Consider the following 26049-nt stretch of genomic DNA (forward strand, 5'->3'; position numbering starts at 1 on the left):
TCACACCACCTGGCGGTCCGCCGTCTCTCCGGCCGGCTCGTCGGCCAGGACCACGGCGGCCTTGATGCGCTTGCCCACGGGTTCGCGGTGCACCTCGAAGCTGCGGCACACCGCCGTCACGATCTCCAGTCCGTGCTGGCCGATCCGGCTCGCGTCGGGGGCGAGGACCACCGGCATCGTGGCGCTGCTGTCCCACACGGTCACTTCGACCGCGCCTTCACCGACCCCGAGGGTCAGCAGGCACGGCCCGGGAGCGTATTTGCGGGCGTTGGTCACCAGCTCGCTCACGACAAGTTGAATCATGCCGGCCACCCTCGACGACACCGGTAGTCCGTGCAGGGACTGCAACGATGTCAGGAAGTCACGAGCCATCCCGCGCGCGACAGCGATCTCTTCGCTGCCGTCGAACGCCGCGGACGTCTCGATGGGGCGGCCCGCGAGGGGTCGGTGCTCCTCGCTCTGCCCAGCCAGGTTCATACAGTTCGCCTCACTGCCGAAGCGTCGTCATTCAACAACCCGCTTACCCCGGAATCACCACCGCATGCCCCGCACACGCTTGCCACGGACGGTGGTCCGGGAGCGGCCCCGCGGACGCTCGGACCAGGCCTGTTCCCCACGGCCTCAGCTGTCGGGGAACTCCGGCGGATCGGGCAGGCGCAGGCCCTCGTACACGATATTACGGGCGAGTCCCGCGAGGTCGGCATGACGGGGTGCGCGGCGGCACGGGGCTGGGCGATCGTGGCCGCGCGGGGCGACGGCGCCCTGGACATCCACCGGGCCGCACCGGAGTGCCCAGGGTCGGGAGCCGCCACCAGGGGAGGGGGTCAGCGGAGCGCGCCGGCCCCGTCGCGCAGGGGAGAGCGGGTGCGCGTGCGGTGGGCGAGGCGGGCCGTGCGCGTGGCGATGTCGACCGTGTAGGCCTCGACCGTCATCGCCCGCTCGGACACCTTCAGCACCATGAAGCCGTGCTCGGAGAAGTTCTGCCAGGTCGACGGATGGTCGAAGTGGGCCTCGCCGTCCCCGGACTTTGCCGCGGCGCCGCACACGATCTGCCGGGTGCCGCGGGTGCGGGCCGTGGGCTCCAGGATCTGCAGCGTGTGGTCGTGGCCGGACAGGATCACGTCGGCGCGCCCGCACACCACCTCCTCGTACAGCTCCTTGAGGTGAATACCGCTGGTGTAGTGGCCGATCACGAAGCCGTCGTACGATCCGGCGCTGCCGTGCTGGCCGTTGTTCAGGTACGGGTGGTGGCCGAGGACGATCTTCCAGCGGGCCCGCGACGCCGTGAGGGCGCCGTCCAGCCATGCGCGCTGCTCGCGCATGTAGGGGCCGTTCCACCGGTAGTGCGGGTCGAGCTGGGTGACGTACGACGAGACGGGGTTCGTGTCGAGGGCGAAGAACTCCACCAGCGGGTCGCCGTCGGCGCCGGGCAGGGCCACGTTGTAGTAGCGGCTCGGCATGTACCAGCGCCGGGAGCCCGTGGCGTAGGCGACCTCGCGGTCGCCGCGCGAGGGGTCACCCCCGCTGCCCGGGATCAGGCCGGAGCAGTCGTGGTTGCCGAGGACCATCAGCCAGGGAATGTCGAGACCGGTGTTGGGGTCCTCGAACTTGGTGCGGAACTCCGAGTCGTCGGCGGACTCGGGGCCGTTCTCATAGATGTTGTCGCCGAGGCCGACCGCGAGCCCGATGCCTTCGGCGCGGCACACCTCGCGGGCGGCGGCGGCCACCGCGTGCTGGGCCTCCTCGCCCGTGCCGGCGTCGCCGGTGAGCAGCACCGCGTACTCCCCGGACCGGTTCGGGGCGGTCGGCAGGGGGAACCTGCCGGTGCGGGCCGCGGCGGCCGCGGGGGCGGGCGCCCCGCCCGGCAGGACGGTCAGGGCGGCCGCTCCGGCCACCACACCACCCAGCACGGCCCGCCGCCGCGGCGCCCGCATCTCCCGGACCCGCTCCCCCACCGGTCCTTCGGCCAGGGCCGGATCGGCCCGCAGCCACTGGTCCTCGGTCAGATCCGCGCTCGGCGGTATCAGCTCGTCATCGCACATGGAGGGTTTCTCTCACGGGAGCGCGTGACGATGGTGGGGAACCGATGAACTCCTGGTGGACGAATGGACACGGCTCGCACCTGGAACGACGCGAGCCGCGGCAGCCCCACCCCCCGCGGCGGGACTGCCGCTTCTCAGGCGGCCTCCACGACCTCCGGCGCGTCCGCCGGCTCCGTCCCCTTCGCGAACTGCGTCCGGTACAGCTCCGCGTACCGTCCGTCCAGGGCGAGGAGTTCGTCGTGCGTGCCGCGTTCCACGATCTGTCCCGCCTCGACGACGAGGATCTGGTCCGCGGAGCGCACCGTGGAAAGCCGGTGGGCGATCACTACGGCGGTGCGGCCTTCGAGCGCCTCGCTCAGCGCTTCCTGGACGGCGGCCTCGGAGGTGTTGTCGAGGTGGGCCGTCGCCTCGTCGAGGATGACGACCCGCTGTCCGGCGAGGAGCAGCCGCGCGATGGTCATGCGCTGTCGTTCACCGCCGGAGAGGCGGTAGCCGCGTTCGCCGACGACGGTGTCCAGACCGTCGGGCAGGGAGCGTACGAGGTCTTCGAGGCGGGCTCGCCGCAGGACGTCCCACAGCTCGTCCTCGCTCGCGCCGGGCCGGGCGAGGAGCAGGTTGGCGCGGACGGACTCGTGGAAGAGGTGGCCGTCCTGCGTGACCATGCCCAGGGTGGCCCGCAGGGACTCGGCGGACAGGTCCCGTACGTCGACGCCGCCGATCCGCACGGCGCCTTCGTCGGTGTCGTACAGGCGCGGAAGCAGTTGCGCGATGGTCGACTTGCCCGCTCCGGAGGATCCGACGAGGGCGACGGTCTGGCCGGGCTCGGCGCGGAAGGACAGGCCGTGCAGCACTTCGTCGCCGCCGCGGGTGTCGAGCGTGGCGACCTCTTCGAGGGAGGCGAGGGAGACCTTGTCGGCGGAGGGGTAGGCGAACCGTACGTTGTCGAACTCGACGGCGACGGGCCCGTCGGGCACCGGTACCGCCTCCGCCTTCTCCTCGATGAGCGGCTTCAGGTCGAGCACCTCGAAGACCCGCTCGAAGCTGACGAGCGCGCTCATGACCTCGACGCGGGCACCGGCCAGCGACGTGAGCGGCGCGTACAGCCGGGTGAGCAGCAGCGCGAGGGACACGACGGCTCCCGCCTTCAGCGAGCCCTCCAGCGCGAAGTACCCGCCGAGGCCGTACACGAGGGCGAGCGCGAGGGCCGACACGAGGGTGAGCGCGGTGATGAACGCGGACTGCGCCATGGCGGTGCGTACGCCGATGTCCCGCACCCGGTGGGCGCGCTCGGCGAACTCCGCGGACTCGTCGCCGGGCCGGCCGAAGAGCTTGATGAGGGTGGCGCCGGGCGCCGAGAAGCGTTCGGTCATCCGCGTCCCCATGGCGGCGTTGTGGTGCGCCGCCTCGCGCTGGAGCCGGGCCATGCGTGAGCCCATCCGGCGGGCGGGGACGACGAAGATCGGCAGCAGTACCAGGGCGAGCAGCGTGATCTGCCAGGAGAGCGTCATCATGACGACGAGGGTCAGCAGCAGCGTGACGATGTTCCCGACGACGCCGGACAGGGTGTTGCTGAACGCCCGCTGCGCGCCCACCACGTCGTTGTTGAGGCGGCTGACCAGCGCTCCCGTGCGGGTGCGGGTGAAGAAGGCGACGGGCATGCGCTGCACGTGGTCGAAGACGGCGGTCCGCAGGTCGAGGATGAGCCCTTCGCCGAGGTTCGCCGACAGCCAGCGGCTGACGAGTCCGAGCCCGGCCTCGGCCAGTGCGATGCCCGCGATGAGCAGGGCGTAGCGTACGACGGTCGAGGAGTCGTCGCCCGACACGATGGCGGTGACGACGTACCCGGCGAGGACCGGTGTCGCCACGGCGAGCAGTGCGGTGACGACGCTCAGCAGCACGAACTGCCAGATGCGTCGGCGGTGGGGCCGGGCGAAGACGCCGATGCGGCGCAAGGTGGCCCGGGCGAAGGGGCGGCGGTCCTGCTGGGCATGCATGACGCTGTACATCTGCGTCCATGCCGTCGTTTCCATGCTCATGCGGACAACGTTAGAACCTCAACTAAACTTGAGGTCAAGGCTCGGGCCTCTTTTTCACCCCCTCCTCGCCTCCCCGCGCGCCGCGCCGCGCGACCTTCATACCCCCAAGAACCAATCCCTGTAAGGGGGTTGGCCATAGGTCATGCCTGAGGGTGACCCACGGTCCGGCCGGGGGAAAGCCGGATGGGACGGCCCGCCCTCCGCTGCTGGGATGGACGCCGACCTACAGACTGGGGAACACCATGCATGTATCCGGTAGACGTCGGCGCGGGCTGCTCGTCCCGATCGGACTCGCCGCGGCCCTCCTGGCCGCATCGTCGGGGGTGGCAGCGGCGGCGCCGCGGCCGGCCGATCCCCTTCAGCACGAGGTGGACGCGATTCACCGGACGGGAACCGCCGGGGTGCTCGCGGAGGTGAGGTCGCCCGACGGGCGCGACAGGGCACGCGCCGGGAGGGCCGAGCTGGGCACGGGGAAGCCGGTGCCGTGGGACGGCACGTTCCGGACGGGCAGCGCCACCAAGACCTTCACGGCCACCGTCGTGCTGCAACTCGTGGCCGAAGGCGAGTTGTCCCTGGACGACACCGTCGAGCGCTGGCTGCCGGGAGTGGTCCGCGGCGAGGGTCACGACGGCAGGCTGATCACCGTCCGGCAGATGCTGCAGCACACCAGCGGCATCCCCGACGTGCTGGGCGACATCCCCGCGCTCAACACCGCCGAGGGCTACCGGACCGAGCGGTTCCGCACGTACACCCCACGGGAACTGGTGGCGCTGGCGCTACGGCACCCCACCCCCGACGACGCGCCCCGCTGGGCGTACTCCAACACCAACTACATCCTGGCCGGGATGATCATCAAGAAGGTCACCGGCAGGAGTTGGGCGGAAGAGGTGAAGGCCCGCATCATCGACCCGCTGGACCTGGCGGACACCAGCGCGCCCGGCACCGTCCCCGATCTCCCGGGCCCGCACGCCCACGGCTACAGCGCCTTCAGCACCGGCACGACCACCGACGTCACGCGGTTCAACCCGAGCGCGGTGGACGCCTCCGGCTCCATCATCAGCACCGCTCGCGACCTGAGCCGGTTCTACACCGCCCTGCTCGACGGCCGGCTCCTGGAACCGGCGCAACTCGACGAGATGACGACCACGGTGCCCGCCCCGGCGCTGGGCGCGGAGTACGGACTCGGGCTCGGCAAGTTCCCGCTGTCCTGCGGCGGCAGCTACTTCACCCACCCGGGCGGAGTGTCCGGCTACCGCACGTGGGTGGGTGTCTCCCCGGACGCGAGCAGGACCGCCGTGGTGCTCGCCACCGGCGACGGCGACCAGCACACCCAGAAGGCCATCAGCGGCCTCGTGGACCGGGTGATGTGCCAGAAGAACCAGAAGAAGGGGTCCTAGGAAGAGGGGTCGTGGCGTGAGCGGGTCCTAGGGGGAGGCCGTGGCCTCGGCGTACTCCGCCCGCGGGCCGTGGCCGCCCCCGAGGACGTGGTCGCGGCCCCAGGCGCCGAGCGGGGCGAGGGCCGCGTTGAGGCGCGTACCGGCGTCGGTGAGCGAGTACTCGACACGGGGCGGCACCTCGTCGTACGCGACGCGCCGCACGATGCCGTCCTCCTCCAGCTCCCGCAGATGGGAGGCGAGGACCTTTACGCTGATGCCCGGGACCTGCCGTTGCAGCTCCCCGAACCGGATGCCGGGGTACGCGTCGAGCGCCCAGATCAGCAGCACCTTCCACTTGCCGCCGATCACGCCGAGCGCGGCGTCGACCCCGCAGTGGTAGCGCCCCGGCCGCATCCGCTCACTCGCCATCGTCCCCACACCCTCCCCGTACGGATATTCCCACCCTCGCAACACCGCGGGGACCTGGATGCTTCCCTCCCGGTAACCAGTGACTTCACAGTGCGTACTTGTGGGTCCCGGCCCGCGGGGCGAGGGTTGCCGACATGACGGAGAACCTGACGTACAACACGCTGACCAGCAAGAACACTCCCCTGACCGGGGGCGGTAGGGGCCGGAAGGTCACGCTCCTCGGGCTCGGCGCGATGGGTGGAGCCCTCGCCCGCGCATGGCTCGCCGCCGGTTACGAGGTGACGGTGTGGAACCGCACGCCGGCCCGTGCCACCGCCCTCGCGGAGGAGGGTGCGAGGGTCGCGGCGAGCGCCGCCGAAGCCGTCGCCGCGGGCCCGCTGATCGTGACGGTCCTGCTCGACGACGCCTCGGTCGCCTCGGCGCTCGACGGCGCCGACCTGAGCGGCAAGGACCTGGTCGACCTGACCACCGGCACCCCGGAGTCGGCGCGGGCCCGCGCGACGTGGGCGGCCGGGCGCGGCGCGCGCTTCCTCGACGGCGGCATCATGGCCGTCCCGCCGATGGTCGGCGTCCCGGAGGCGGGCGGCTACGTCTTCTACAGCGGCTCCCGCGACCTGTTCGACGCCCACCGGGAGACCCTCGCGGTCCCGCTCGGTACCCATTTCGTCGGTACGGACGCCGGGTTCGCCGCCCTGCACGACATCGCGCTGCTGAGCGGCATGTACGGCATGTTCGCCGGTATCACCCACGCGTTCGCCCTGATCCGCGGCGAACAGGACATCAGGCCCAGCGAGTTCGCTCCGCTGCTCGCCGGCTGGCTGGGCGCGATGAGCGGCGTGGTGCACGACACGGCGGCCCGTCTGGAGAGCGGCGACTACACCACCGGCGTGGTCTCCGGCCTGGGCATGCAGGCCGCGGGCGTGCCGACCTTCACGGGGACGGCCGAGCAGTACGGCGTGCGCACCGACCTGCTCGCCCCGGTCTTCGCCCTGATGCGGCGCCGTGTCGCGGAGGGCGGCGGCGCGATGGACACCGCGGCCCTCGTCGACGCCCTGCGTGCGCGCTAGCCGAGTTCGAGCGAGGTGACGCCGAAGACCCGTTCCTCGGCGTAGGCACGGATCGGGCCGGTGTACATGCGGGCCGTGTCGAACGTGGGCTTCATGCCGCGCGCCTCCGCGAGCGCCACCGCCTCCCGGTTGGTCTCGGGCACGTCCATCGCGACGAGGTCGCCGTCCGCCTCGGCGGCGAGCGCGTCCAGGAGTGCCTCGGCGTCGGCGCGGGTGTCCGCGAACAGCGGCCCGACGCGCCGGGCGTCGCGGCCGGGACGGAGCACTCCGAAGCCGGTCAGTCTCCCGTCGACGATGCGGGCGAGGGCGCGGTGCCCGGGGGCGGCGAGCCAGGACTCCAGGAAGGGGCGCCGGTCCGCGGGCAGGCACGCGCTGTCGTACGCGAGGAGCGCCCGCAGGCCCGCCGCCTCGACGGGACGCACGTGCCGGTCGGGCACGTCGACCGCGGGCAGCGGGCCGATGTAGCGCAGGGTGCCGTGCTTGAGCTGGAAGCCGGAGCGCCGGTAGTTGCCCTGCTGGGCCGGGACGCCGTCCAGGCCCACGGTGCGGCCCTCGGCGTGGGCGAGGCCGGCCTGCCAGGTGGCGAGGCCGAGGCCGCGGCCCCGCAGGTCGGGGCGGACGAGGTAGAACCCGAGGAAGGCGTAGCTCTCCCCGTAGTTGACCACGGAGATCGCGGAGACCGGTTCGCCGTCGATCCGCCCCAGGAAGAACCCGTCGGGGTCCTGCGCGAAGAACGAGGGTGCGTCGCCGAGGCCGGGGTTCCAGCCCTCGTCCGCCGCCCAGCCCGTCACCACTCGCCAGTCGTCGAGCGTCGCCCGTGAGACCGCGAACTGCCCGGCCGAATCCGTCATCGCTGCACCCTTCTCGATCCGAGACGGTGCGCCGTGGAGAACCGCACCGGATGCATCCTGCCCGACCCGGCGTCAGCCGATGCCCGCCACGTGCCGGTCGCGCGCGGCGCCGAATCCCACCACGACCTGCGGCACGAGCAGGGCGAGGAGCAGGACGAGCGGCACGGTCCAGCTGTGCGCGACGTCATGGACGGCGCCCAGCAGGGTCGGTCCGGTCGCCGCGAGGATGTAGCCGAAGCACTGGGCCATGCTGGACAGTTGCGCCGCGTGCCGGGCGTCGGGGGCCCGCTGCACGATGAACAGCAGCGCCAGGCTGATGGCCGCGCCCTGGCCGAGGCCGAGCAGCGTCATCCACAGGTAGGCGCCGCCGACCGGCGCGGCGAGCAGACCGCCGAAGCCGAGTGCGCAGAGCAGGGCGCCGAGCGCGGCGAGGGTGCCCGCGCGCAGCCGCCGCCCGACGATCACCGGGGCGAGGAAGGAGCCCGCGATGCCGAGCAGCGAGGAGAAGGAGAGCATCCAGCCCGCGTCGCCCGGGGCCATCCCGGCGTCCTGGAAGACGGTGGGCAACCACGCGGCGGCCGCGTAGTAGTTGAGGGACTGCAGGCCCATGTACGCGGTGACCTGCCAGGCGAGCGGGGAGCGCCACAGGCCCCGTACGGGGTGTGCGGCCTGTCGTGCCGTCGCGGCGCTCACCCGCGTGCGCGAGCGGATCTGCGGCAGCCACACGACCAGGGCGATGACGGCGAGGGCACCCCAACAGGCCAGGGTGGTACGCCAGTTCATGCCGCTGGCCTGCTGCACGGGGAGGGTGACGCCGGCCGCGAGCGCGGCGCCGCCGAACAGCGACATCGAGTAGAGGCCGGTCATCAGGCCCGCCTTCGCGGGGAAGTCGCGCTTGATGAGACCGGGCAGCAGGACGTTGGCGACGGCGATGCCCGCGCCGATGACGACGGTGCCCGCGAAGAGCGCGACCACCGAGTCGGCCAGGCGCAGGGCCGTGCCCGCGCAGATCAGCACCATGGTCGCGAGCAGCGCCCGCTCCATGCCGAGGCGGCGGCCGAGCCGCGGCGCGACGGGGGCGAGGAGGCCGAAGCAGAGCAGCGGGAGCGCGGTGAGCAGGCTCGTCGCGGCGGCCGACATGCCACTGTCGTCGCGGATCGTGTCGGCGAGCGGGGAGACGGCGACGAGGGCGGGGCGGAGGTTGAGCGCGAGGAGTACGACGCCGAGGGCGAGGTAGAGGGCGCGGCGCCCGGCCACCGGGGCGGGGGGCGCGGGGGGTTCGGGGGCCGTGGCGGTGCGGTCGTGTGCGGCCTCGCCGGTGGCCGTCGCTGCTGTCTTGCTCATGCGCTGCTGCTTTCGGCTGTTGTTCTGCTTGTTTCTCATGTACGGCCCGCTTGTTTCTCGTGCGTGGCCCCCGCTTCGCCGCTGTCCTCGTCGGAGCCGTCGAGGGGCTGCTCGCGCAGCGCGGCCATGCCCTCGGCGAGATGGGCGAGCACCGCGGCCTCCGCCGCTTCGGCGTCGCGCGCCTCGATGGCGTCGACGATCGCCTCGTGCGCCGCGAACTGGTGCCGTACGGAATCGGGGACGGGCGCGCCGATCACGGACTGCACCGTGGAGCGCAGGGCGTCGCTGAGGTGTCCGTACAGCTCGGCGAGGACGCTGTTGTGCGCCGCTTCGGCGACGGTGCGGTGGAAGGCCATGTCCGCGTCGACGAACGCGGCCGTGTTCCCGCTCCGCCACGCCGCGTCGCGCTCGGCGAGGGCGGCCCGCAGGGTGGCGAGGTCCTCGTCCGTCCGGCGTTCCGCGGCGTACCGGGCGGTGTCCCGCTCCAGGCAGGCGCGGACCTCGTACGCCTCCAGGACCCCCGCCCTGCGCAGCCTGCGCTGCACGGCCGCGCCGAAGTCGCTGTCGGCCCGTACGTAGGTGCCGTCGCCCTGACGGGGTTCGAGCATGCCGGTGTGCACGAGGGCGCGGACCGCCTCCCGCACGGTGTTGCGGCCCACGGCGAGCTGCTCCACGAGCAGCGGCTCGGCCGGGATCTTCTCGCCGACCTTCCACTCGCCGTCGGTGATGAGGCTCTCCATCTGGGCGATGACGAGGTCGACGAGGTTGGTCCGGGCTGCGCTGCGCAACGGCATCGGGCGGCACCTTCTCTCTCGGGGCGCCCCTCGGGGCCAGGGGCGTCATACATGGGAACATCCCATGTATCCCGGACATGGGAACATCCCATGTTTCCGGCTGTCAACCGATCGAAGCGCGCGTCGAGGCCCGCTGGACCGTCCGAGGTTTTACCTTCACCCTCTGGTCTAGACCTTGACAGGTTCAGACCATTTCGCTTGAGTCGCGAGCACCCCATGGCGGCGCGCCCCCGCAACCGCGCCGCTCACAAGGAGAGTTGGCATGATCAGACGCATCACCGGCTTCGCGGCCGCGCTCGCCGCCCTCGGCGCGATGATCGTCCTGGGCCCGGCCGCCGTCTCGGCGTCCGCCGCCGAGTGCGCCGCGCCGTGGAACTCCTCGTCGGTCTACACGGGCGGCAAGTCGGCCTCGTACAACGGCCACAACTGGACCGCCAAGTGGTGGACCCAGAACGAGACCCCGGGCCGCGCCGACGTCTGGTCGGACCAGGGCTCGTGCGGCGGCGGCACGGACCCGGGCAACCCCGACCCGTCCGGCTTCGTCGTCAGCGAGGCCCAGTTCAACCAGATGTTCCCGAGCCGGAACTCGTTCTACACGTACAAGGGCCTGACCGACGCGCTCAAGTCCTACCCGGCCTTCGCCAACACCGGCAGCGACACGGTCAAGCGGCAGGAGGCGGCGGCGTTCCTCGCCAACGTCAGCCACGAGACGGGCGGCCTGGTGCACGTGGTCGAGCAGAACCAGGCCAACTACCCGCACTACTGCGACAGGAACCAGCCCTACGGCTGTCCGGCCGGGCAGGCCGCCTACTACGGCCGCGGCCCGATCCAGCTCAGCTGGAACTTCAACTACAAGGCGGCGGGCGACGCGCTCGGCATCGACCTGCTCAACAACCCCTACCTCGTCGAGCAGAACCCGGCCATCGCCTGGCAGACGGGCCTCTGGTACTGGAACACCCAGAACGGCCCCGGCACCATGACCCCGCACAACGCGATGGTCAACGGCGCCGGCTTCGGTGAGACCATCCGCGCCATCAACGGCAGCCTGGAGTGCAACGGCGGCAATCCCGGCCAGGTCCAGAGCCGCATCGACCGCTACAAGGCGTTCACCCAGATCCTGGGCACCACACCGGGCTCGAACCTCAGCTGCTGACGCGGCTCCCCGCCGGCCGATTTCCAGGCCGGCACCACCGGGCGGGCCCGGCACACGGGCTCGCCCCCCCTCACTCCGCGGGCACCAGCCGGAACACCGGATGCCGGGCCGCCTCCGCGGCGAACTCCTCGTCGGTCGAGTCGGCGGTCACGTCGAAGTAGGCCCGGGTGACGGGGACTTCGCGCAGGTACTGGCGCAGCACCGGCACACTCTCCGCGGGGCCGAGCTCGACCACCCCCACACTCTCCGAGCTGCCGCCCCGGCTGAGGCCGATCCGCCCGGCCGCGCGCGCGTTGCGCACCCACTCAGCCACTCCGTAGGCGCCGACCACCCACCGCTCACCGCCGGCGGTCATGACGTCGACCGGGGTGGAGTACACCCGCCCGGACTTCCTGCCCGGCACGCTCAGGTTGTGCCGGTACGCCTTGCCGAGCCCGAGCCCGGTCATCGCGTGGAACACCCGGTTGATCACGCGCGTGCCCGGCGTCACGCGATATGTCTTCGCCATCACCCCTCCTCGTCCGTCCTTCGAACGGTCGGAGCTTACGGCGTGGCCAGCAACTGGACCGCGCCGCCGCGGGCTTGGCGGGCCGGGTCCGGGGAACCGGCGATGGCGGCGGCCGTCATGGCCCCTTCCGCGAGCAGGACCAGCGGCCCGACGGCCTCCTGCGGGCGTCCCGCGTCGGCCACGAGACCGGCCATGTAGTCCCTGAAGGCAGCCTTGTGGGCCCGGACGGTACGGGCCACCGCCGGGTCCACGGCGCCGAGTTCGCCGAAGGAGTTCACGAAGGCGCAGCCGCGGAAGTCCGGCTCGCCGAACCACGCGTACAGCCAGTCGTAGACGGCGAGGATGCGCTCGTCGCCGCCGGTGCGGTCGTCCACGTACGCGGCGAGGCGTTCGCGCCAGCGGCGGTCACGGCGCTCCAGACAGGCCCGGACCAGCTCCGACTTGGACGGGAAGACCTGGTAGAGCCGCTTGAGCGAGACGCCCGACCCGGCGCGGACCTGGTCCATGCCGACCGCCTGGATGCCGCGCTCGTAGAAGAGCGCCTCGGCGGCGTCGAGGAGTCTGGCCTCCGCCTCCACGTGATCCATGAGGGCTCCCACCCGTGATCGAGAACGAACGTTCTCATACGCTACTACGCCCACTGGGGCCGCGCGCCATTGCGGGAGAACGAACGTTCTCCTAGGGTGGCCGACGGGCGGAGAGAACGCACGTTCTCCCCGCTCGGTCCGTCCTGCCCACCACCCCCTGGAGCGCCCCATGACCACCGCTGCCCGTCCCCCCGTCCCGCCGTTTACGCGGGAGAGCGCGATCGAGAAGGTCCGCCTGGCCGAGGACGGCTGGAACAGCCGCGACCCCGAGAAGGTGGCCCTCGCGTACAGCGAGGACTCCCGCTGGCGCAACCGCGCGGAGTTCGTCACCGGGCGCGAGGCCGTCGTCGGGTTCCTGAGCCGCAAGTGGGACCGCGAGCTCGACTACCGGCTGATCAAGGAACTCTGGGCCCACGACGGCCGTCGCATCGCGGTGCGCTTCGCCTACGAGTGGCACGACGACTCCGGGCAGTGGTACCGCTCGTACGGCAACGAGAACTGGGAGTTCGACGACGACGGCCTGATGCGCGTGCGCCACGCCTGCATCAACGACCTGCCCCTCCGGGAGGCCGACCGGCTCTACCACTGGCCGCTCGGCCGCCGCCCCGACGACCACCCCGGTCTGACCGAACTCGGCCTCTGATCCGGCGGCACACCGGGCAGCGGGGCCGCATCCCCGCATGCCCCTTCCTCCTGCGCCGCCTAGGCTGAAATTCCCGGGCCGCACCGCATGCCGCACCAGGACCTGGGCACCGAGGACCCCGAGGAGGAACCGTATGCCCATCGCCACGGTCGACCCGTCCACCGGGGAGACACTCCAGACGTTCCAGCCGCTCACGGCCGACGAGATCCAGCACCGGCTGGCGACGGCGGAGAGTGCCTACGCCCGGCACCGCGCCACCGGCTTCGCCGAGCGCGCCCGGCTGCTCAACCGCGCCGCCGACCTCCTGGAGGAGGACACACCGGACATCGCGCGCACCATGACCACGGAAGTGGGCAAGCCGGTGAAGGCGGCCAGGGCCGAGGCGGCGAAGTGCGTCAAGGCGATGCGCTGGTACGCGGAGCGGGCCGAGGGGCTGCTCGCGGACGAGCATCCCGCGCAGGAGGACGTGACCGACTCCGGGGCCTCGCGGGCAGTGGTCCGCTACCGCCCGCTCGGCGTCGTGCTGGCCGTGATGCCGTGGAACTTCCCGCTCTGGCAGGTCGTGCGCTTCGCCGCCCCCGCCCTGATGGCGGGCAACGTCGCCCTGCTCAAGCACGCGTCGAACGTGCCGCGCACCGCCCTCTACCTCCAGGACCTCTTCACCCGCGCGGGCTTCCCGGAGGGCTGCTTCCAGACGCTGCTGATCGGCTCCGACGCCGTCGAGGACATCCTGCGCGACGGACGGGTGGCCGCGGCGACGCTCACCGGCAGCGAGCCCGCGGGACGCTCGGTCGCGTCCACCGCGGGCGACGAGATCAAGAAGACCGTCCTCGAACTGGGCGGCAGCGACCCCTACGTGGTGCTGCCCAGCGCCGACATGGAGCGCGCGGCGAAGACCGCGGTGACCGCCCGGGTGCAGAACAACGGTCAGTCGTGCATCGCCGCCAAGCGCTTCATCGTGCATGCCGACGTCTACGACGCCTTCCGCGACCGCTTCGTCGCGGGCATGCGGGAGCTGACGGTCGGCGACCCGATGGACGAGGACACCGACGTGGGCCCGCTCTCGACCGAGCAGGGCCGCGACGACCTGGAAGAACTCGTGGAGGACGCGCTGGCCCACGGCGCCACCGCGCTGTGCGGCGGTCAGCGCCCCGACGCACGGGAACGGGGCTGGTACTACGCCCCGACGGTCCTCGCCGACATCACCCCGCGGATGCGGATCCACCGCGAGGAGGCGTTCGGCCCGGTGGCCACGCTCTACCGCGTCGCGGACCTGGACGAAGCGGTGACGCTGGCCAACGACACGCCGTTCGGGCTGAGTTCCAACGTGTGGACCCGCGACGAGGCCGACGTCGAGCGGTGCGTGCGGGATCTCCAGGCGGGCGGGGTGTTCTTCAACGGCATGACCGCCTCCCACCCCGGCCTGCCCTTCGGCGGCATCAAGCGCTCCGGCTACGGACGGGAGCTCTCGGGCCACGGCATCCGCGAGTTCTGCAACGCCACGACCGTCTGGCACGGCGCGGAGGAGTGAGCCCGCCCCGAGCCGTCGGGCCGACGGTTCAGGTAGCCGTCAGCAGGGAGTCGTCCAGAGTCCTCGCGCCCGGCAGCCGGTGGCCCGCGGCGACGACGGCGGCGTCGACGTCGCTGGTGCCGGTGGCCAGGCAGAGGCTGTACGCCACGTCCTCGTACGCCTGCCGGCTCTCGGCACTTCCCTGATCGGCGCGGAGCAGGGCGAGGGCCTTGTAGCGCTCCAGCAGGTCTTCCAGTACGACGGGGTGGGCCAGCAGCACGGAGTGCCTCCCTGGGGGTCGGGTTACACGATCACTCAGCACCCCGCCTGCCCGCCCGCGGCCACTCGAATCAGCATGGGCGCTCCCGTTTGTCGACTCGGTGGTCCGCGGGGCAGAATCATGATGTGGACGCGTCGAAAAGCGAGCCCGGAGACGACCCCGTGGACGAGTCTGCCGACGAGCCCCGCGCACGCACCAGGAGCGACGGCCGCCGCGAGACCGAGACCGAGCGCGCCGACCGCCGCTGGAGCGAGCTGATCCAGGAAGTGCGGGTGGCCCAGACCGGCGTACAGATCCTGTTCGGCTTCCTCCTGACGGTCGCCTTCACCCCGCGGTTCCAGGAGCTGAGCGACACCGACCGGACGATCTACGTCGTGACCGTGATCCTCGGCTCGGCGGCGACGGGCGCCCTGATCGGCCCGGTGTCGTTCCACCGCATCGTCTCGGGCCGCAAGATCAAGCCGCACGCGGTGGTGTGGGCGTCCCGGCTGACGTTCCTCGGGCTCCTCCTGCTGCTCGGCACGCTGACCGCCGCCCTCCTCCTCATCCTGCGGGTCGCCACCGACAACACCCTCGTGCCCTGGCTGGTGGGCGGGGTCGTCGCCTGGTACCTGCTGTGCTGGTTCGTGCTGCCCGCCTGGGCGCGCCACCGGCACACGACACCGGACTGACCGGGCCCGCACCACCTCCGTCACGATGAGCTGCCGGGAGGCGGCGCTTCCCTCCCTCTGCCGCCCCGCGGGCAACGGCCGCCCTCGCAGGTGTGGATCACCGGACCGGGGGCACCCAGGTTCAGGACCGAAGCAAGGCAGTGAAATCCGCCCTGTTCGCGGAAAGTCACCATCTACCGCCACTTGTCACGAGCTGTCACCGTTCGAGTGGTGGTCGGCCGTGAACCGGCGGAGCGTGGAAGGAGGAGCGCCCTCGTGGAGTTCCCGTCGACGGGAGATGCCGCATGACCACGCACGCACGTACACCGATGCCGGCGCCGGTTCGTCCGGCGCCGCTGATCACTCTGCCCGGCGTGTACGCGCCGCAGCACGACACCGCGCTGCTGTGCCGGGCCCTGGACCGCGAGGACATCGATGACGGCACCTCCGTGCTCGACCTGGGAACCGGTTCCGGGGCGCTCGCCGTGGCGGCCGCCCGGCGCGGGGCCCGGGTGACGGCCCTCGACATCTCCTGGCGGGCCGTGCTCACCGCCCGGCTCAACGCGCGGCTCAGCAGGCAGTCCGTCGCCGTGCGCCGCGGCGACCTGACCACGGGGGCGTCGTCGGGCCCCTTCGACCTGGTCGTCAGCAACCCGCCCTACGTACCCTCCCCTTCGCCGCTGCTCCCCCGGCGCGGCGCGGCGCGCGCGTGGGACGGCGGACCTGCGGGCCGGCTGGTCGTGGACCGCGTCTGCGACACGGCCCCGCGGGCGCTGCGCCCCGGGGGCGTGCTGCTGATGGTGCACTCCGCGCTCTGCGACGTGGACGCCACGCTGGAACGGCTGGCCTCGCGAGACATGGACGCCGAGGTCACCGACCGGCGGCTCATCCCGTTCGGGCCCGTGCTGCGCTCGCGCCAGGCCTGGCTGCGCCGTCACGATCTCCTCGGCGCCGACGGGACGAGCGAGGAACTGGTGGTCGTCCGTGCCGAACGCCGCTGACCGCCCCCGCCGCGTCACGGTCGACCCCGAAGGCCCGCTCCTGATGGAGGGCCCGGTCGAGGTGGTCGCCGACGACGGGACCGTCTCCGTCTCGCGCCGCTTCACCGTCGCGGTCTGCACCTGCCGGCGCAGCCGAACGTACCCCTGGTGCGACACCAGTCACCGGCGGCGGGTGAAGCACCGCGAGGAGCCGTCCACGACCGGCACATCCACCACCGACACGACCGACACCGAGGAGCCGGAGGCCTCGTCATGACCGCCCCCGCCGAAGCGACCACCCCCGTCGAACCACGCCACCGCAACCCCGAACTCCCCACCGCCCGCGGCGATCTGTCCCGCGGCGTCCTGGCCGCGCTGCGCGGCGAAGGACCGGTCCCCGGCCCGCCGGAGGCGGAACGGGCCGAGGCCTACGGCGACGACCTCCAGCTCACCCTCTACGTCCTCTACGAACTCCACTACCAGGGCTTCTCCGGAGTGGCCGACGCGTGGGAGTGGGATCCCGGGCTGCTGGCCCTGCGGCGCGCGCTGGAGCGGCGCTTCCTCGACGCCCTGCACGCCGACGTGCCCCGGTGCGAGGACGCCTGGGAGGCGCTGGGCGCGCTCCTCGTGGAGCCCGTCGGGCACGATCCGGCGAGCGTCAGCCACCACCTCCAGCGCGACGGGGAGACCTGGCAGCTCCGCGAGTACGCGGCGCTGCGCTCCCTCTACCACCTCAAGGAGGCCGACCCGCACGCCTGGGTCATCCCCCGCCTGCACGGGCGGGCGAAGGCGGCGATGGTGGCCATCGAGTACGACGAGTTCGGGGCGGGGCGCGCCGAGGACATCCATGCCCGGCTGTTCGCCGACCTCATGGCCGACCTCGGTCTGGAGACGGCGTACGGCCGCTATGTGGACGCGGCCCCCGCCGAGGCCCTCGCCACCGTGAACCTCATGTCCCTGTTCGGGCTGCACCGGGCCCAACGCGGTGCGCTGGTGGGACATTTCGCCGCTGTCGAGGTGACCTCCTCGCCCGGTTCGCGGCGGCTCGCCGCGGCGTTGCGGCGGACCGGCGCGGGCCCCGCGGCGCAGCGGTTCTACGACGAGCACGTGGAGGCGGACGCCGTGCACGAGCAGGTGGTGCGCCGCGACGTCGTCGGCGGTCTGCTGGCGGCCGAGCCCGGGCTCTCGGCGGACGTCGCCTTCGGCGTCCACGCCACCGGCTTCCTGGAGGACCGCCTCGGCGAGCGGCTCCTCGAGGCGTGGCGCCAGGGGCGGAGCGCCCTGCGCACTCCCCTGGCCGACGCGCCGGGCGCGCCCGGGTGAGCGGTCAGCCGCCCTCGACGCCGGTCGCGTCGTGCGGCGCGCCGACCGGCTTGGACTCCGGCGATCCGCGCTGGCGCAGATAGACGGAGAAGATGGCCATCGACCCCACGGCGAGCAGCTCGGACTGCCAGTTCTGCAGGGTGCGGCCCCAGAACTCGGCGGCCCCGAGATACCCGAACCAGCCGATGGGCGCCTGGAGTTCGCGCAGGTGCTCCTCGTTGTACGCGGCGACGCCCGCGACGGACTGGGCCAGCCACGAGAGCAGGAACAGGGTGCACATGAGGATGCCGAGCGACCTGCCGTACCAGGCCTGACGCGCGCCTGACGCGCGGGCCCAGCGCGGTGAGTCCGGCTGGGCGTGCGCGCCGACCCGCTGCTGTTCGTCGGACTCCGGGCCCGCCTTGTCGACTTCCTTGGACTCGGGCGAGCCCCGCTGGAGCAGCCAGACCGTGCCGAAGATGTAGAGGAAAAACTGCAGGTACTCGGACTGCCAGTTCTCCGTCACGTCCACGGCGAAGTCGGAGGTCAGGAGGTAGCTGCCGAAGCTCATCGGGGCCAGGTCCGACGCGACGAGCTGGTTGTTGAATTCGGCGTGCCCGGCGATCGCCTGACCCGCCAGGGTGAGGAGGAACCCCGCGCCGAAGGCCAGGGTGAGGCTGTTCTCGCGCAGGAAGCGCCGTGCCCGGCTCACCGTTGCGTCAGCCCCAGCGCCAGGCAGTAGGCCAGCCCGGCCGTCACCGTCAGCAGATACAGCAGGAACATCGTCCGCATCGGTCAACCGCCCTTGATCAGACACTGGTACGGCTTCTCGGGGCGCGCGGTGCAGCCGGCGGCCGTGACCTTCCAGCCGCCCGGGAAGGACGACAGGAACAGCGTGTCGCGGTCGGTCACGACGCGTGCCTGGCGCCCGTACACGTCGACGTGCCGCACCTCGGCGGCCGTGGGCAGTCCCGCTTCGGGCAGCGCACGGGCGCAGGGCAGTTCGGCGGACTGTTCCAGTTCGTCGAGAGTGGCGGGCGCGAGCGCCCCGCAGCCGCGCGCGGTGTCCGAGGTCCGCAGGCTCGCCTCGAAGCGGCTCACCGCCCGTGCGGCGGCGTCCTCGCGGGCCGCGACGCCACCGCACCCGGCGAGCGCGCAGCACAGCAGCGCCACGGCCACGCCCTGTCTCGTTCCGCGCACGTGCTCCGCGCTCCTTCGCTGCCCCGTCGGTCGGTGGCCACCGCACCGCCCCGGTGTTCCGGGCGCGTGCGGGCCCTTCCGACGATGCGGCACCCCGTCCCGGCGGGCGGAACCTGCCGGTGCGACACGCGGGCGTGCACCCGATCGGAGCGCACCCGCTCAGGCGCCCCCGGGCGGCGCGCCGTGCTCGACGCCGGTCAGGCGAAGCTGCACCTCGATCTCCTGGTCGCCGGAGACGGTGCCGACGGGCGAGACGACGAAGGCCGTTTCGAGCGCCTCGCGCAGGTGGGCCACCGCCACGGGACCGCCCTGCAGGTCGGCGGTGACCGGGCCGGCGAGCAGGACGCCACGGGCGGGGCCGGGGCTCCCGGCGACGCGGAACTCGCCGGTCCAGACGGCGGGCGACTCCTGCTCGGTCTGGCGGGGCGCGTCCACCCCGCGATCGGACGGGAAGTGGGCGCGCAGGACGGTGAAGACGGTGTCCGCGTCGGCCACCGAGCACTCGCCCAGGACCACCTGTACGAGGTCCGCGGAGGGGTGGGACCCGGGGTCCTCGGCGGGTGAGGCGGGGGTCGGTGTGTGGTGCACGGTGTCTCCTCGGTTCGTGGGCGCCCGGCGCGTCACAGTTCCCGCAGCGCGGGCAGCAGCTTCTTCTCGGCCCAGTCGATGAAGGGGCGCTGGTGGTCGCCGCCGACCTGGACGAGGGCGATCTCGGTGAAGCCCGCGTCGGCGTAGGGGCGGACGGCTTCGACGAAGTCGTCCACGTTGTCCCCGCACGGGATCTGCTCCGCGATGTCCTGCTGGGTGACGTACTGCGTGGCTCCGGCGAAGGCGGCGGGGCCCGGCAGCTCGGAGTTGACCGGCCAGCCGCCGACGGACCAGCGGAACTGGTCGTGGGCGCGCGCGATGGCCGCGTCCTTGTCGGTGTCGTAGCAGACGGGCAGCTGGCCCACCCTGGGCTTTCCGGCGCCCCCGTGCCGCTCGAAGGACTCGACGAGGTCGGCCTTGGGCTCGGTCGCGATGACGAGGTCCGCGTACTTCCCCGCCAGCGCGCAGGACCGCTCGCCGGAGACGGCGATGCCGATGGGCGGCAGCTCGTCGGGGAGGTCCCACAGCCGGGCGTTCGCCACGTCGAAGTGGGTGCCCTCGTGGTTGACGTTCTTGCCCGTGAAGAGCGCCTTGATGATGCCGACCGCCTCTTCGAACATGTCGAGGCGGACCCGTGCGGAGGGCCAGCCGCCACCGATGACGTGCTCGTTGAGGTTCTCGCCCGAGCCGAGTCCCAGCCGGAAGCGGCCCTCGGAGAGCAGCTGCATCGTCGCGGCCTTCTGCGCCACCACGGCGGGGTGGTAGCGGGTGGTCGGGCAGGTCACGTAGGTCATGAGCGGGATGCGCGAGGTGGCCTGCGCCGCCGCCCCGAGCACGCTCCACGCGTACGGGGAGTGCCCCTGCGAGTCGAGCCACGGGAAGTAGTGGTCGGAGGTGACGGAGAAGTCGAAGCCCGCCTTCTCCGCCGCGACCAGGTCGTCGACGAGCGCGCGCGGTCCGGCCTGCTCGGTCATCATTGTGTAGCCGATTTGCACCATAAATGATCGGTTTGCCGAATCGCCTCCGCTGAAACATCCTACGGTCGAACGGGTCCGCGAGCGGCTGGGATCCGATGCCGGGGGTAAGGGGGAACCACCAGCCACGACGGACAGAGAGGCAGCCTCCTTTGCGCACTGTAGGAGTGGAGGAAGAACTCCTCCTGATCGACCGCAGCAGCGGCGAGCCGCGGGCCCTTTCCTCGGCGGTCCTGGCGCGAGCGGCCAAGAACACCGCGGAGACCCCGGACACCGAGAAGCACGAGAGCGACTACCGCGAGCCCGAGGAGGAGGCCTTCGAGCGGGAACTGCACGGGCAGCAGCTCGAGTTCGCCACGCAGCCGCGGGAGAGCATGGACAGCCTCGCGGACGAGGTGGTCCGGTGGCGCGCCGACGCGGCGCGGCACGCCGGCGACGTGGGCGCCGCGGTCGCCGCCCTCGCCACCTCTCCCCTGCCCGTGAGCCCGTCGGTCAACACCGGCAGCCGCTTCCAGTGGATGGAGGAACAGTTCGGGCTGACCACCCAGGAGCAGCTGACCTGCGGCTGCCACGTCCACGTGTCGGTCGGGTCGGACGAGGAGGGCGTGGCCGTCATCGACCGCATCCGGCCCTGGCTTCCGGTCCTGGTCGCCCTGAGCGCCAACTCGCCCTTCTGGCAGGGGCACGACAGCCTGTACAGCAGCTATCGCAGCCAGGTGTGGGGCCGCTGGCCGATGGCGGGCCCGACCGAGATCTTCGGCTCCGCCGAGCGGTACGAGGACGAGGTGCGCGGGCTGGTCGACTCCGGCGTGCTGCGCGACCGGGGCATGGTCTACTTCGACGCCCGGCTCTCCCACCGCTACCCCACCGTCGAGATCCGGGTCGCTGACGTCTGCCTGGAGGCGTCGTCCACCGTCCTGGTCGCGGCCCTCGCGCGGGCTCTGGTCGAGACGGCCTCACGCGAATGGCGGGCGGGCCGGCCACCGGCGGCGCACAGCACCGGTCTGCTGCGGCTCGCCGCCTGGCGGGCCTCGCGGTCCGGCCTGGAGGACGACCTGCTCCACCCCCTGACCATGCGGCCCACGCCCAGCCGTGAGGTCCTGCGGGCCCTCGTCGACCACCTGCGGGACGCCCTGGAGGACAGCGGCGACCTCGACCTGGTGCGCACGACCATCGACGGCCTGCTGGAACACGGCACCGGCGCCCGCATCCAGCGGGACCTCCTCGACCGCACGGGGAGCCTGGCTGCCGTGATCGCCGAGTGCGTGCGCCGCACGCAGGCGACGTGAGAAACGCGACCCGGCACGAGCCCACGGACCTCGGGAGAGATCGTTTGGGAGCGTGTGTCGCGGGCACATCGATGGGCCGGCGCGCGACCATCAAAGGGCAAGCGCGACCACCCCAGACCCCGAGGAGCGCGAGGCAGTCATGAGCGAGCAGAACATGGCGGACGACGCCTACCAGCCCACCGGTGACAACGAGGAGCAGGAGGACGCCACGCCGCTGGACCTCCAGGACGCGCTGGACGAGCGCACGTACGACGACATGCTCGACGAGGGCTACTCCCCGCCGGAGAAGCCCCTGGGCGTGAACAAGAGCGGCACCACGGCGGCGGAACAGCAGGAGGGCGAGTCGCTCGACGAGCGGCTGCGGCAGGAGGTGCCGGACACCGAGGCGCCCGACGGGGACGGCGTGGGCGACCTGCCGGACGGCGAGGGCGAACCCGTGGACCCCGAGGCCGGGGCGGACCGCGCGGGCCGTCTGCTCGCTCCGGACGAGGGCGCCCACGCGGACACCACCAAGGAGGCCGTCGCCACGGACCAGGGCATCGACGGCGGTGCGGCGACCGCGGAGGAGGCGGCGGTGCACGTCGTCCCCGAGGAGGACCTGCCCCCGGCTCCCGACCGCCTCGACTGAGGGGCGCGGGGCCGGGTCGCCCGGGGAGGTGGCCCGGTTCGGCCTGCGGTATAAGGGAAGGGCGACCCGTACAGCAATTGGCCCGTGTCGAACCCGGAGGCCCGGGTACCGGTGCTACCTGAAGCAGGGATCGTCGGTGACCGGCAACCCGCGCGGTCAGTGCAGCAGCCGGCGTCCGGAAACGGAGCAGCAGGTGAGCCCGAACGCACACGACACGACGCCCGACGCGCCGAAGCCGGGCGCCGGGCCGCGTCCGGCGGGAGCCCCGGCCGGGGGTTCCCCGCACCACGAGGTGTGCGCGGCGGAACTTCCGCCCGACCTCAACCAGGCCATCCTGGAGGCGACCAAGCAGGTCGCCGCGATCCTCAAGAGACGAGGACACGACTTCGCCCTCGCGGGCAGCGTCGCCGTCCACGCCCACGGCGGGACCGGCAACCTCCAGCACGACGCCGACTTCTGCATCAGGCCCGAGGACGCCGAGGCGGTGGCGGCCTCGCTGGAGGAGGCGGGGCTGCCGGTCTACGCGCCGCCGGAGGACTGGCTGCTCAAGGCCAAGTGCCTCGGCCAGGACATCGACCTCATCTTCCAACTGGCCGATGAGCCGGTCACGTCCGAGCTGCTCGGCCGCGCCGCGCAACTGCCGGTGGACTCCGTGCACATGCCGGTCCTTTCGCCGACCGACCTGGTCCGGGCCCTGCTCGCCGCCTTCTCCGAGCACCACTGCGACTTCGGCGCCGTCCTGCCGATCGCGCGGCAGCTGCGCGAGATGGTCGACTGGGAGGCGCTGCGCGAGGAGTACGGGGCCACACCGATGCCGGCCGCCTTTCTCTTCCTGCTGGAACGCCTGGAAGTCATCGCGCCGCGAGGAGAAGACCGATGAACGACCCAGCCAACGTCGAGTACCGCATCGCGCATCTCAAGGAGCGGCTCGCCGCCGAGGAACTGGGTGAACTGGGCATCCGTGTCGAGGCCCGCGGGTCGTCCGTGGTCGTTGTCGGAACGGTGTCCACAGCGCAGTGCCGCGAGCAGCTGTTGCGCACCGTGCACGAGGAACTCGACGACCGGACAGTCCACTTCGACGTCGCCGTGGCAGACGCGACGGCCCCGGACCACTCGGAGGAAGTGACATGATCCGCATCGCGGCCGTGGGGGACATCCACATGGGGCCGGACAGCGAAGGAGTGCTCCGGCCCGCCTTCGAGACGCTCGACGACTGCGCGGACGTGCTGCTCCTCGCCGGAGACCTGACCCGCCACGGCACCCCGGAGGAAGCGCGGGTGGTCGCCCGGGAGCTGGCCGGTCTGCCGGTGCCGGTCGTGGCCGTGCTCGGCAACCACGACCACCACGACGAGCGGCCCGACGAGGTCACCGCCGTCCTCCGTGAGGCGGGCGTGCGCGTGCTCGAAGGGCAGGGCACCGTCGTCGAGGTCGACGGGGCGCGCCTGGGCATCGCGGGCACCAAGGGATTCGGCGGCGGATTCGTCGGCCGCTGCGGCAGCGAGTTCGGCGAGCCGCTGATGAAGGAGTTCATCCGCTACACCCGGCGCTGCGCCGACGGCCTGCGGACCTCCCTGGAGGAACTGGCCGAGCAGGGGTGCGAGACGCGGGTGGCGCTGACCCACTTCGCGCCGGTGGCCGACACACTCGCGGGCGAGCCCCTGGAGATCTACCCCTTTCTCGGCAGCTATCTGCTGGCGGAGGCGGTCGACTCGGCGGGCGCGGGCCTGGCCGTCCACGGCCACGCCCACGCGGGCACCGAGCACGGCATGACCAGCGGCGGCGTCCCGGTGCGCAATGTCGCCCAGCCCGTCATCCACAAGGCGTTCAGCGTGTACCACCTCCGGGGCGGCCACCCCGCCGAGCCCGCCACGGCCGCCCACAGCACCACGTAGTAAGGGAATCGCCGTCAGGGTTTGTGAGCGCGCACCGACAGGCATAGCCACGTGGGCATACCCGTACTTCCCGTGGAATGCCGGTCCCGTATTCCATAGACTCGATGCCCGACCCTGACAGAAAAACTGACTCCTGGGCAGGTGGACCCTTGCTGGTGCGCGCGGTTGAAGATGTCGTGGGAAGCGAATGCGACGTTGACTGGGGTAACGGGACAAGCCGACGATTACTCGTGCAGGCCGATGAATTGGGATTCAGCCTGACCGAGACCTATGTGCAGCCCGGCAGCGAGTCGTACCTTCGGTACGACAACCACCAAGAGGTCTGCTATTGCGTCTCCGGATCCGGTTCCGTGGAAACGGCGGACGGCATCTTCGACATCAAGCCGGGAATGCTGTACGCCCCGGGCACGGGTGAGCCGCACGTGCTGCGCTCGCAGGACGGCATGACGCTGATGTGCGTGTTCACGCCGGCCCTGCTCGGTCCGGAGAGGCACCTGCTCACGCCCGGTGTCCACTCCAGTTACTAGGAGGCGGACCGGGTTTCAGGGAAGGCAGGACAGCATGCCCGAAACCATCGACCTGGTGATCCCGAACGTCGTCGAGTTCAACCTGAAGCGCGACCTGCTGGCTTTCGACCCGGGCGTCGAGAGCGACCTCGTCGATCACGGCACGGGCCTCACCGACCAGTGCGTCTTCTGGAGCACCGACAACCGCGTGCTCGTGCTGCCGGCCGGCTGGTCCCCGGAGTGGCTCGCCGACGTCCACGCCGGGCTCGGCGGCCCCGTGCCTCCGGTGGTATCGCCGGAACCGCGCACCGGCCGCCTGGTCCACGACCTGCTCCACGACGACGTGGCGCTCGCCGCACTGCACGCCGCGACCGCCGGAGCGCGCGTGGTGCGGTTCGTCTCCTTCGGGGCCTCCCCCGAGCTGTACTCCCTGGCCTCGGTGCTCCGCGGCCAGGGCCGGGACGTGCGGCTGGACGTCGCCGACCCGGAGCACTACTGGTCGTGCGAGTACCTCGAATCGAAGACGAGCTGCGTCGACCTCGCCTCGCACCTCCCCGGGTTCCGCGTGCCGCGGGGCATCTCGGTCGCCAGCTGGGAGCAGCTCAAGGGCGCGGTCGCGGCGATCGCGGGCAACGGCGGCCGGGCCGTGGTCAAGAGCATGTACGGCGTGGGCGGTTACGGCTCCGCCGTCGCGCAGAGCGAGTCCGACGGGACGGTCCGGCGCTTCTGGCAGTCCCTGCGGCGCGAACCCTTCTTCGGCACGTTCCCGCTCCTCGTGCAGGACTACGTCGAGCACGCGGCCGACGTCCCGGCCGTGGACGTCCTCGTCGGTGACGACGAGGAACCGCGGATGGAGTTCAGCGCGCTCGGCGTCGACGGGCTGCGGTACCGCAGCCTGGTCCTCGGCCCCGGGGTGCTCGACGCCGGTCTGGAGGGGCGGCTCTCCGCACTGGGCAAGGCCGTTCACGCGTTCGCCCGGTCCCTGGGGTACCGGGGCTGGTTGACGGTCGACTGCCTCCTCGGTCTGGACGGGGACCTCTACGTCACCGAGATCAACGCCCGGCGTTCCGGCGCCATGCACGCGGTCGCCCTCGCCCACCGGTGGGCCGACGAAAGTCCGGTCGCCTACGTCCACGACGCCCTGCCGCTGCGGCTCCCGGGCGTCGCGTCGTACCCGGCACACGTCCGTCCCGTGTTCGAGGACCTCTGGGCGCGGGGCGTGCGGGCCTATCCGTCGACCATCCGCGCCCTCGGCGGGCACCGGCCCTCGCTGGGCATCGTGGCCTGCGCCGGGAGCGGACCCGAGGCCGAGCGCATCGCCAAGGAGGCCCACCGAGCGGTCAACGCGGCCGTGTGCGGCGCCGAGGCGGCGCTGGCCAAGGCCTGACAGAAAGACCTGGACAGGAAAACGGAACAGCGC

General features: G+C 72.1%; 30 protein-coding genes. 16 read left to right on the top strand and 14 right to left on the bottom strand.

Annotated elements, in window-relative coordinates; all coding sequences use genetic code 11:
• The 3 genes from ACZ69I_RS15810 to ACZ69I_RS15820 form a co-directional block, all read right to left on the bottom strand.
• A complete protein-coding gene (locus ACZ69I_RS15810) occupies nt 1-477 on the bottom strand; it encodes an ATP-binding protein (protein WP_470832667.1) in 477 nt (158 codons plus the stop codon).
• 347 nt (nt 478-824) lie between these two features.
• A complete protein-coding gene (locus ACZ69I_RS15815; RefSeq protein ID WP_470832669.1) occupies nt 825-2042 on the bottom strand; it encodes a metallophosphoesterase in 1218 nt (405 codons plus the stop codon).
• Between the two features lie 134 nt (nt 2043-2176).
• A complete protein-coding gene (locus ACZ69I_RS15820; RefSeq protein ID WP_470832670.1) occupies nt 2177-4078 on the bottom strand; it encodes an ABC transporter ATP-binding protein in 1902 nt (633 codons plus the stop codon).
• A 242-nt stretch (nt 4079-4320) separates the two neighbouring features.
• Here ACZ69I_RS15820 and ACZ69I_RS15825 point away from each other — a divergent pair, with 242 nt between their 5' ends.
• On the top strand, nt 4321-5475 hold the full coding sequence (locus ACZ69I_RS15825) for a serine hydrolase domain-containing protein (protein ID WP_470832672.1): 1155 nt from the start codon (nt 4321-4323) through the stop codon (nt 5473-5475).
• A gap of 27 nt (nt 5476-5502) precedes the next feature.
• Here the strand turns inward: ACZ69I_RS15825 and ACZ69I_RS15830 are convergent, their stop codons facing one another.
• Complete coding sequence (locus tag ACZ69I_RS15830) at nt 5503-5883, bottom strand: winged helix-turn-helix transcriptional regulator (RefSeq protein WP_470832673.1); 381 nt, start codon at nt 5881-5883, stop codon at nt 5503-5505.
• 134 nt (nt 5884-6017) lie between these two features.
• On the opposite strand from ACZ69I_RS15830, the gene ACZ69I_RS15835 reads away from it, so the two are divergent.
• A complete protein-coding gene (locus ACZ69I_RS15835; RefSeq protein WP_470832674.1) occupies nt 6018-6950 on the top strand; it encodes an NAD(P)-dependent oxidoreductase in 933 nt (310 codons plus the stop codon).
• On the opposite strand, the gene ACZ69I_RS15840 is transcribed toward ACZ69I_RS15835, so the two are convergent.
• The 3 genes from ACZ69I_RS15840 to ACZ69I_RS15850 form a co-directional block, all read right to left on the bottom strand.
• Nucleotides 6947-7801, bottom strand: a complete 855-nt coding sequence (locus ACZ69I_RS15840) for a GNAT family N-acetyltransferase (protein ID WP_470832676.1) — start codon at nt 7799-7801, stop codon at nt 6947-6949. The genes ACZ69I_RS15835 and ACZ69I_RS15840 overlap by 4 nt on opposite strands.
• A 72-nt stretch (nt 7802-7873) precedes the next feature.
• Nucleotides 7874-9145 carry a CynX/NimT family MFS transporter gene (locus ACZ69I_RS15845; RefSeq protein WP_470832677.1) on the bottom strand — a complete coding sequence of 424 codons (1272 nt, stop codon included), beginning with the start codon at nt 9143-9145 and terminating at the stop codon, nt 7874-7876.
• 35 nt (nt 9146-9180) lie between these two features.
• A complete protein-coding gene (locus tag ACZ69I_RS15850; RefSeq protein ID WP_470832678.1) occupies nt 9181-9939 on the bottom strand; it encodes a FadR/GntR family transcriptional regulator in 759 nt (252 codons plus the stop codon).
• 262 nt (nt 9940-10201) lie between these two features.
• On the opposite strand from ACZ69I_RS15850, the gene ACZ69I_RS15855 reads away from it, so the two are divergent.
• On the top strand, nt 10202-11092 hold the full coding sequence (locus ACZ69I_RS15855; RefSeq protein WP_467675086.1) for a glycoside hydrolase family 19 protein: 891 nt from the start codon (nt 10202-10204) through the stop codon (nt 11090-11092).
• A gap of 70 nt (nt 11093-11162) precedes the next feature.
• Here ACZ69I_RS15855 and ACZ69I_RS15860 read toward each other — a convergent pair whose 3' ends face one another.
• Together ACZ69I_RS15860 and ACZ69I_RS15865 are read right to left on the bottom strand one after the other, a co-directional pair.
• A complete protein-coding gene (locus ACZ69I_RS15860) occupies nt 11163-11600 on the bottom strand; it encodes a nitroreductase/quinone reductase family protein (protein WP_470832679.1) in 438 nt (145 codons plus the stop codon).
• 35 nt (nt 11601-11635) lie between these two features.
• Nucleotides 11636-12187 (bottom strand): TetR/AcrR family transcriptional regulator, encoded by a 552-nt coding sequence (locus ACZ69I_RS15865; protein WP_470832680.1) that lies wholly within the window; start codon nt 12185-12187, stop codon nt 11636-11638.
• A 169-nt stretch (nt 12188-12356) separates the two neighbouring features.
• On the opposite strand from ACZ69I_RS15865, the gene ACZ69I_RS15870 reads away from it, so the two are divergent.
• Nucleotides 12357-12830, top strand: a complete 474-nt coding sequence (locus ACZ69I_RS15870) for a nuclear transport factor 2 family protein (protein WP_470832682.1) — start codon at nt 12357-12359, stop codon at nt 12828-12830.
• Between the two features lie 133 nt (nt 12831-12963).
• A complete protein-coding gene (locus ACZ69I_RS15875; RefSeq protein ID WP_470832683.1) occupies nt 12964-14361 on the top strand; it encodes an NADP-dependent succinic semialdehyde dehydrogenase in 1398 nt (465 codons plus the stop codon).
• 28 nt (nt 14362-14389) lie between these two features.
• On the opposite strand, the gene ACZ69I_RS15880 is transcribed toward ACZ69I_RS15875, so the two are convergent.
• Nucleotides 14390-14620: a DUF5133 domain-containing protein gene (locus tag ACZ69I_RS15880; protein ID WP_467675076.1), complete on the bottom strand. Its 231-nt coding sequence runs from the start codon at nt 14618-14620 to the stop codon at nt 14390-14392.
• Between the two features lie 161 nt (nt 14621-14781).
• On the opposite strand from ACZ69I_RS15880, the gene ACZ69I_RS15885 reads away from it, so the two are divergent.
• The 4 genes from ACZ69I_RS15885 to ACZ69I_RS15900 all read left to right on the top strand — a co-directional run bounded on the left by ACZ69I_RS15885 (nt 14782) and on the right by ACZ69I_RS15900 (nt 17573).
• Nucleotides 14782-15291, top strand: a complete 510-nt coding sequence (locus ACZ69I_RS15885) for a DUF6328 family protein (RefSeq protein ID WP_467675588.1) — start codon at nt 14782-14784, stop codon at nt 15289-15291.
• A gap of 284 nt (nt 15292-15575) precedes the next feature.
• A complete protein-coding gene (locus ACZ69I_RS15890) occupies nt 15576-16271 on the top strand; it encodes a HemK2/MTQ2 family protein methyltransferase (RefSeq protein WP_470832684.1) in 696 nt (231 codons plus the stop codon).
• Nucleotides 16255-16527, top strand: a complete 273-nt coding sequence (locus ACZ69I_RS15895; RefSeq protein ID WP_470832685.1) for a CDGSH iron-sulfur domain-containing protein — start codon at nt 16255-16257, stop codon at nt 16525-16527. The genes ACZ69I_RS15890 and ACZ69I_RS15895 overlap by 17 nt, the downstream gene beginning before the upstream one ends.
• Complete coding sequence (locus ACZ69I_RS15900; protein WP_470832687.1) at nt 16524-17573, top strand: iron-containing redox enzyme family protein; 1050 nt, start codon at nt 16524-16526, stop codon at nt 17571-17573. The genes ACZ69I_RS15895 and ACZ69I_RS15900 overlap by 4 nt, the downstream gene beginning before the upstream one ends.
• Before the next feature lie 4 nt (nt 17574-17577).
• Here ACZ69I_RS15900 and ACZ69I_RS15905 read toward each other — a convergent pair whose 3' ends face one another.
• The 4 genes from ACZ69I_RS15905 to ACZ69I_RS15920 form a co-directional block, all read right to left on the bottom strand.
• Nucleotides 17578-18264 carry a DUF6766 family protein gene (locus ACZ69I_RS15905; protein ID WP_470832689.1) on the bottom strand — a complete coding sequence of 229 codons (687 nt, stop codon included), beginning with the start codon at nt 18262-18264 and terminating at the stop codon, nt 17578-17580.
• 83 nt (nt 18265-18347) lie between these two features.
• Complete coding sequence (locus ACZ69I_RS15910) at nt 18348-18752, bottom strand: hypothetical protein (protein ID WP_470832690.1); 405 nt, start codon at nt 18750-18752, stop codon at nt 18348-18350.
• Between the two features lie 159 nt (nt 18753-18911).
• Nucleotides 18912-19340, bottom strand: coding sequence for a hypothetical protein (locus ACZ69I_RS15915; RefSeq protein WP_470832692.1), 429 nt, complete (start codon nt 19338-19340; stop codon nt 18912-18914).
• 32 nt (nt 19341-19372) lie between these two features.
• The gene (locus tag ACZ69I_RS15920) at nt 19373-20338 is read right to left on the bottom strand and encodes an LLM class F420-dependent oxidoreductase (protein ID WP_467675062.1); all 966 of its coding nucleotides are present in this window, start codon (nt 20336-20338) and stop codon (nt 19373-19375) included.
• 74 nt (nt 20339-20412) lie between these two features.
• On the opposite strand from ACZ69I_RS15920, the gene ACZ69I_RS15925 reads away from it, so the two are divergent.
• From ACZ69I_RS15925 to ACZ69I_RS15955, 7 genes are all read left to right on the top strand, one after another.
• Entirely contained in the window at nt 20413-21603 is a 1191-nt protein-coding gene (locus ACZ69I_RS15925) for a glutamate--cysteine ligase (RefSeq protein WP_470832694.1), read from the top strand.
• A gap of 139 nt (nt 21604-21742) precedes the next feature.
• Nucleotides 21743-22231, top strand: coding sequence for a DUF5709 domain-containing protein (locus tag ACZ69I_RS15930; protein ID WP_470832695.1), 489 nt, complete (start codon nt 21743-21745; stop codon nt 22229-22231).
• 193 nt (nt 22232-22424) lie between these two features.
• A complete protein-coding gene (locus ACZ69I_RS15935) occupies nt 22425-23111 on the top strand; it encodes a nucleotidyltransferase family protein (RefSeq protein WP_470832696.1) in 687 nt (228 codons plus the stop codon).
• Nucleotides 23108-23362 (top strand): hypothetical protein, encoded by a 255-nt coding sequence (locus ACZ69I_RS15940; RefSeq protein ID WP_467675052.1) that lies wholly within the window; start codon nt 23108-23110, stop codon nt 23360-23362. Before ACZ69I_RS15935 ends, ACZ69I_RS15940 begins: the two co-directional genes overlap by 4 nt.
• Nucleotides 23359-24123, top strand: coding sequence for a metallophosphoesterase family protein (locus ACZ69I_RS15945; RefSeq protein ID WP_470832698.1), 765 nt, complete (start codon nt 23359-23361; stop codon nt 24121-24123). Before ACZ69I_RS15940 ends, ACZ69I_RS15945 begins: the two co-directional genes overlap by 4 nt.
• A 104-nt stretch (nt 24124-24227) precedes the next feature.
• Complete coding sequence (locus tag ACZ69I_RS15950; protein WP_470832699.1) at nt 24228-24650, top strand: ectoine synthase; 423 nt, start codon at nt 24228-24230, stop codon at nt 24648-24650.
• A 34-nt stretch (nt 24651-24684) separates the two neighbouring features.
• Nucleotides 24685-26016, top strand: a complete 1332-nt coding sequence (locus tag ACZ69I_RS15955; protein ID WP_470832701.1) for an ATP-grasp domain-containing protein — start codon at nt 24685-24687, stop codon at nt 26014-26016.
• Nucleotides 26017-26049 lie beyond the last annotated feature (33 nt).

This window comes from Streptomyces sp. NPDC036815, assembly GCF_055609205.1.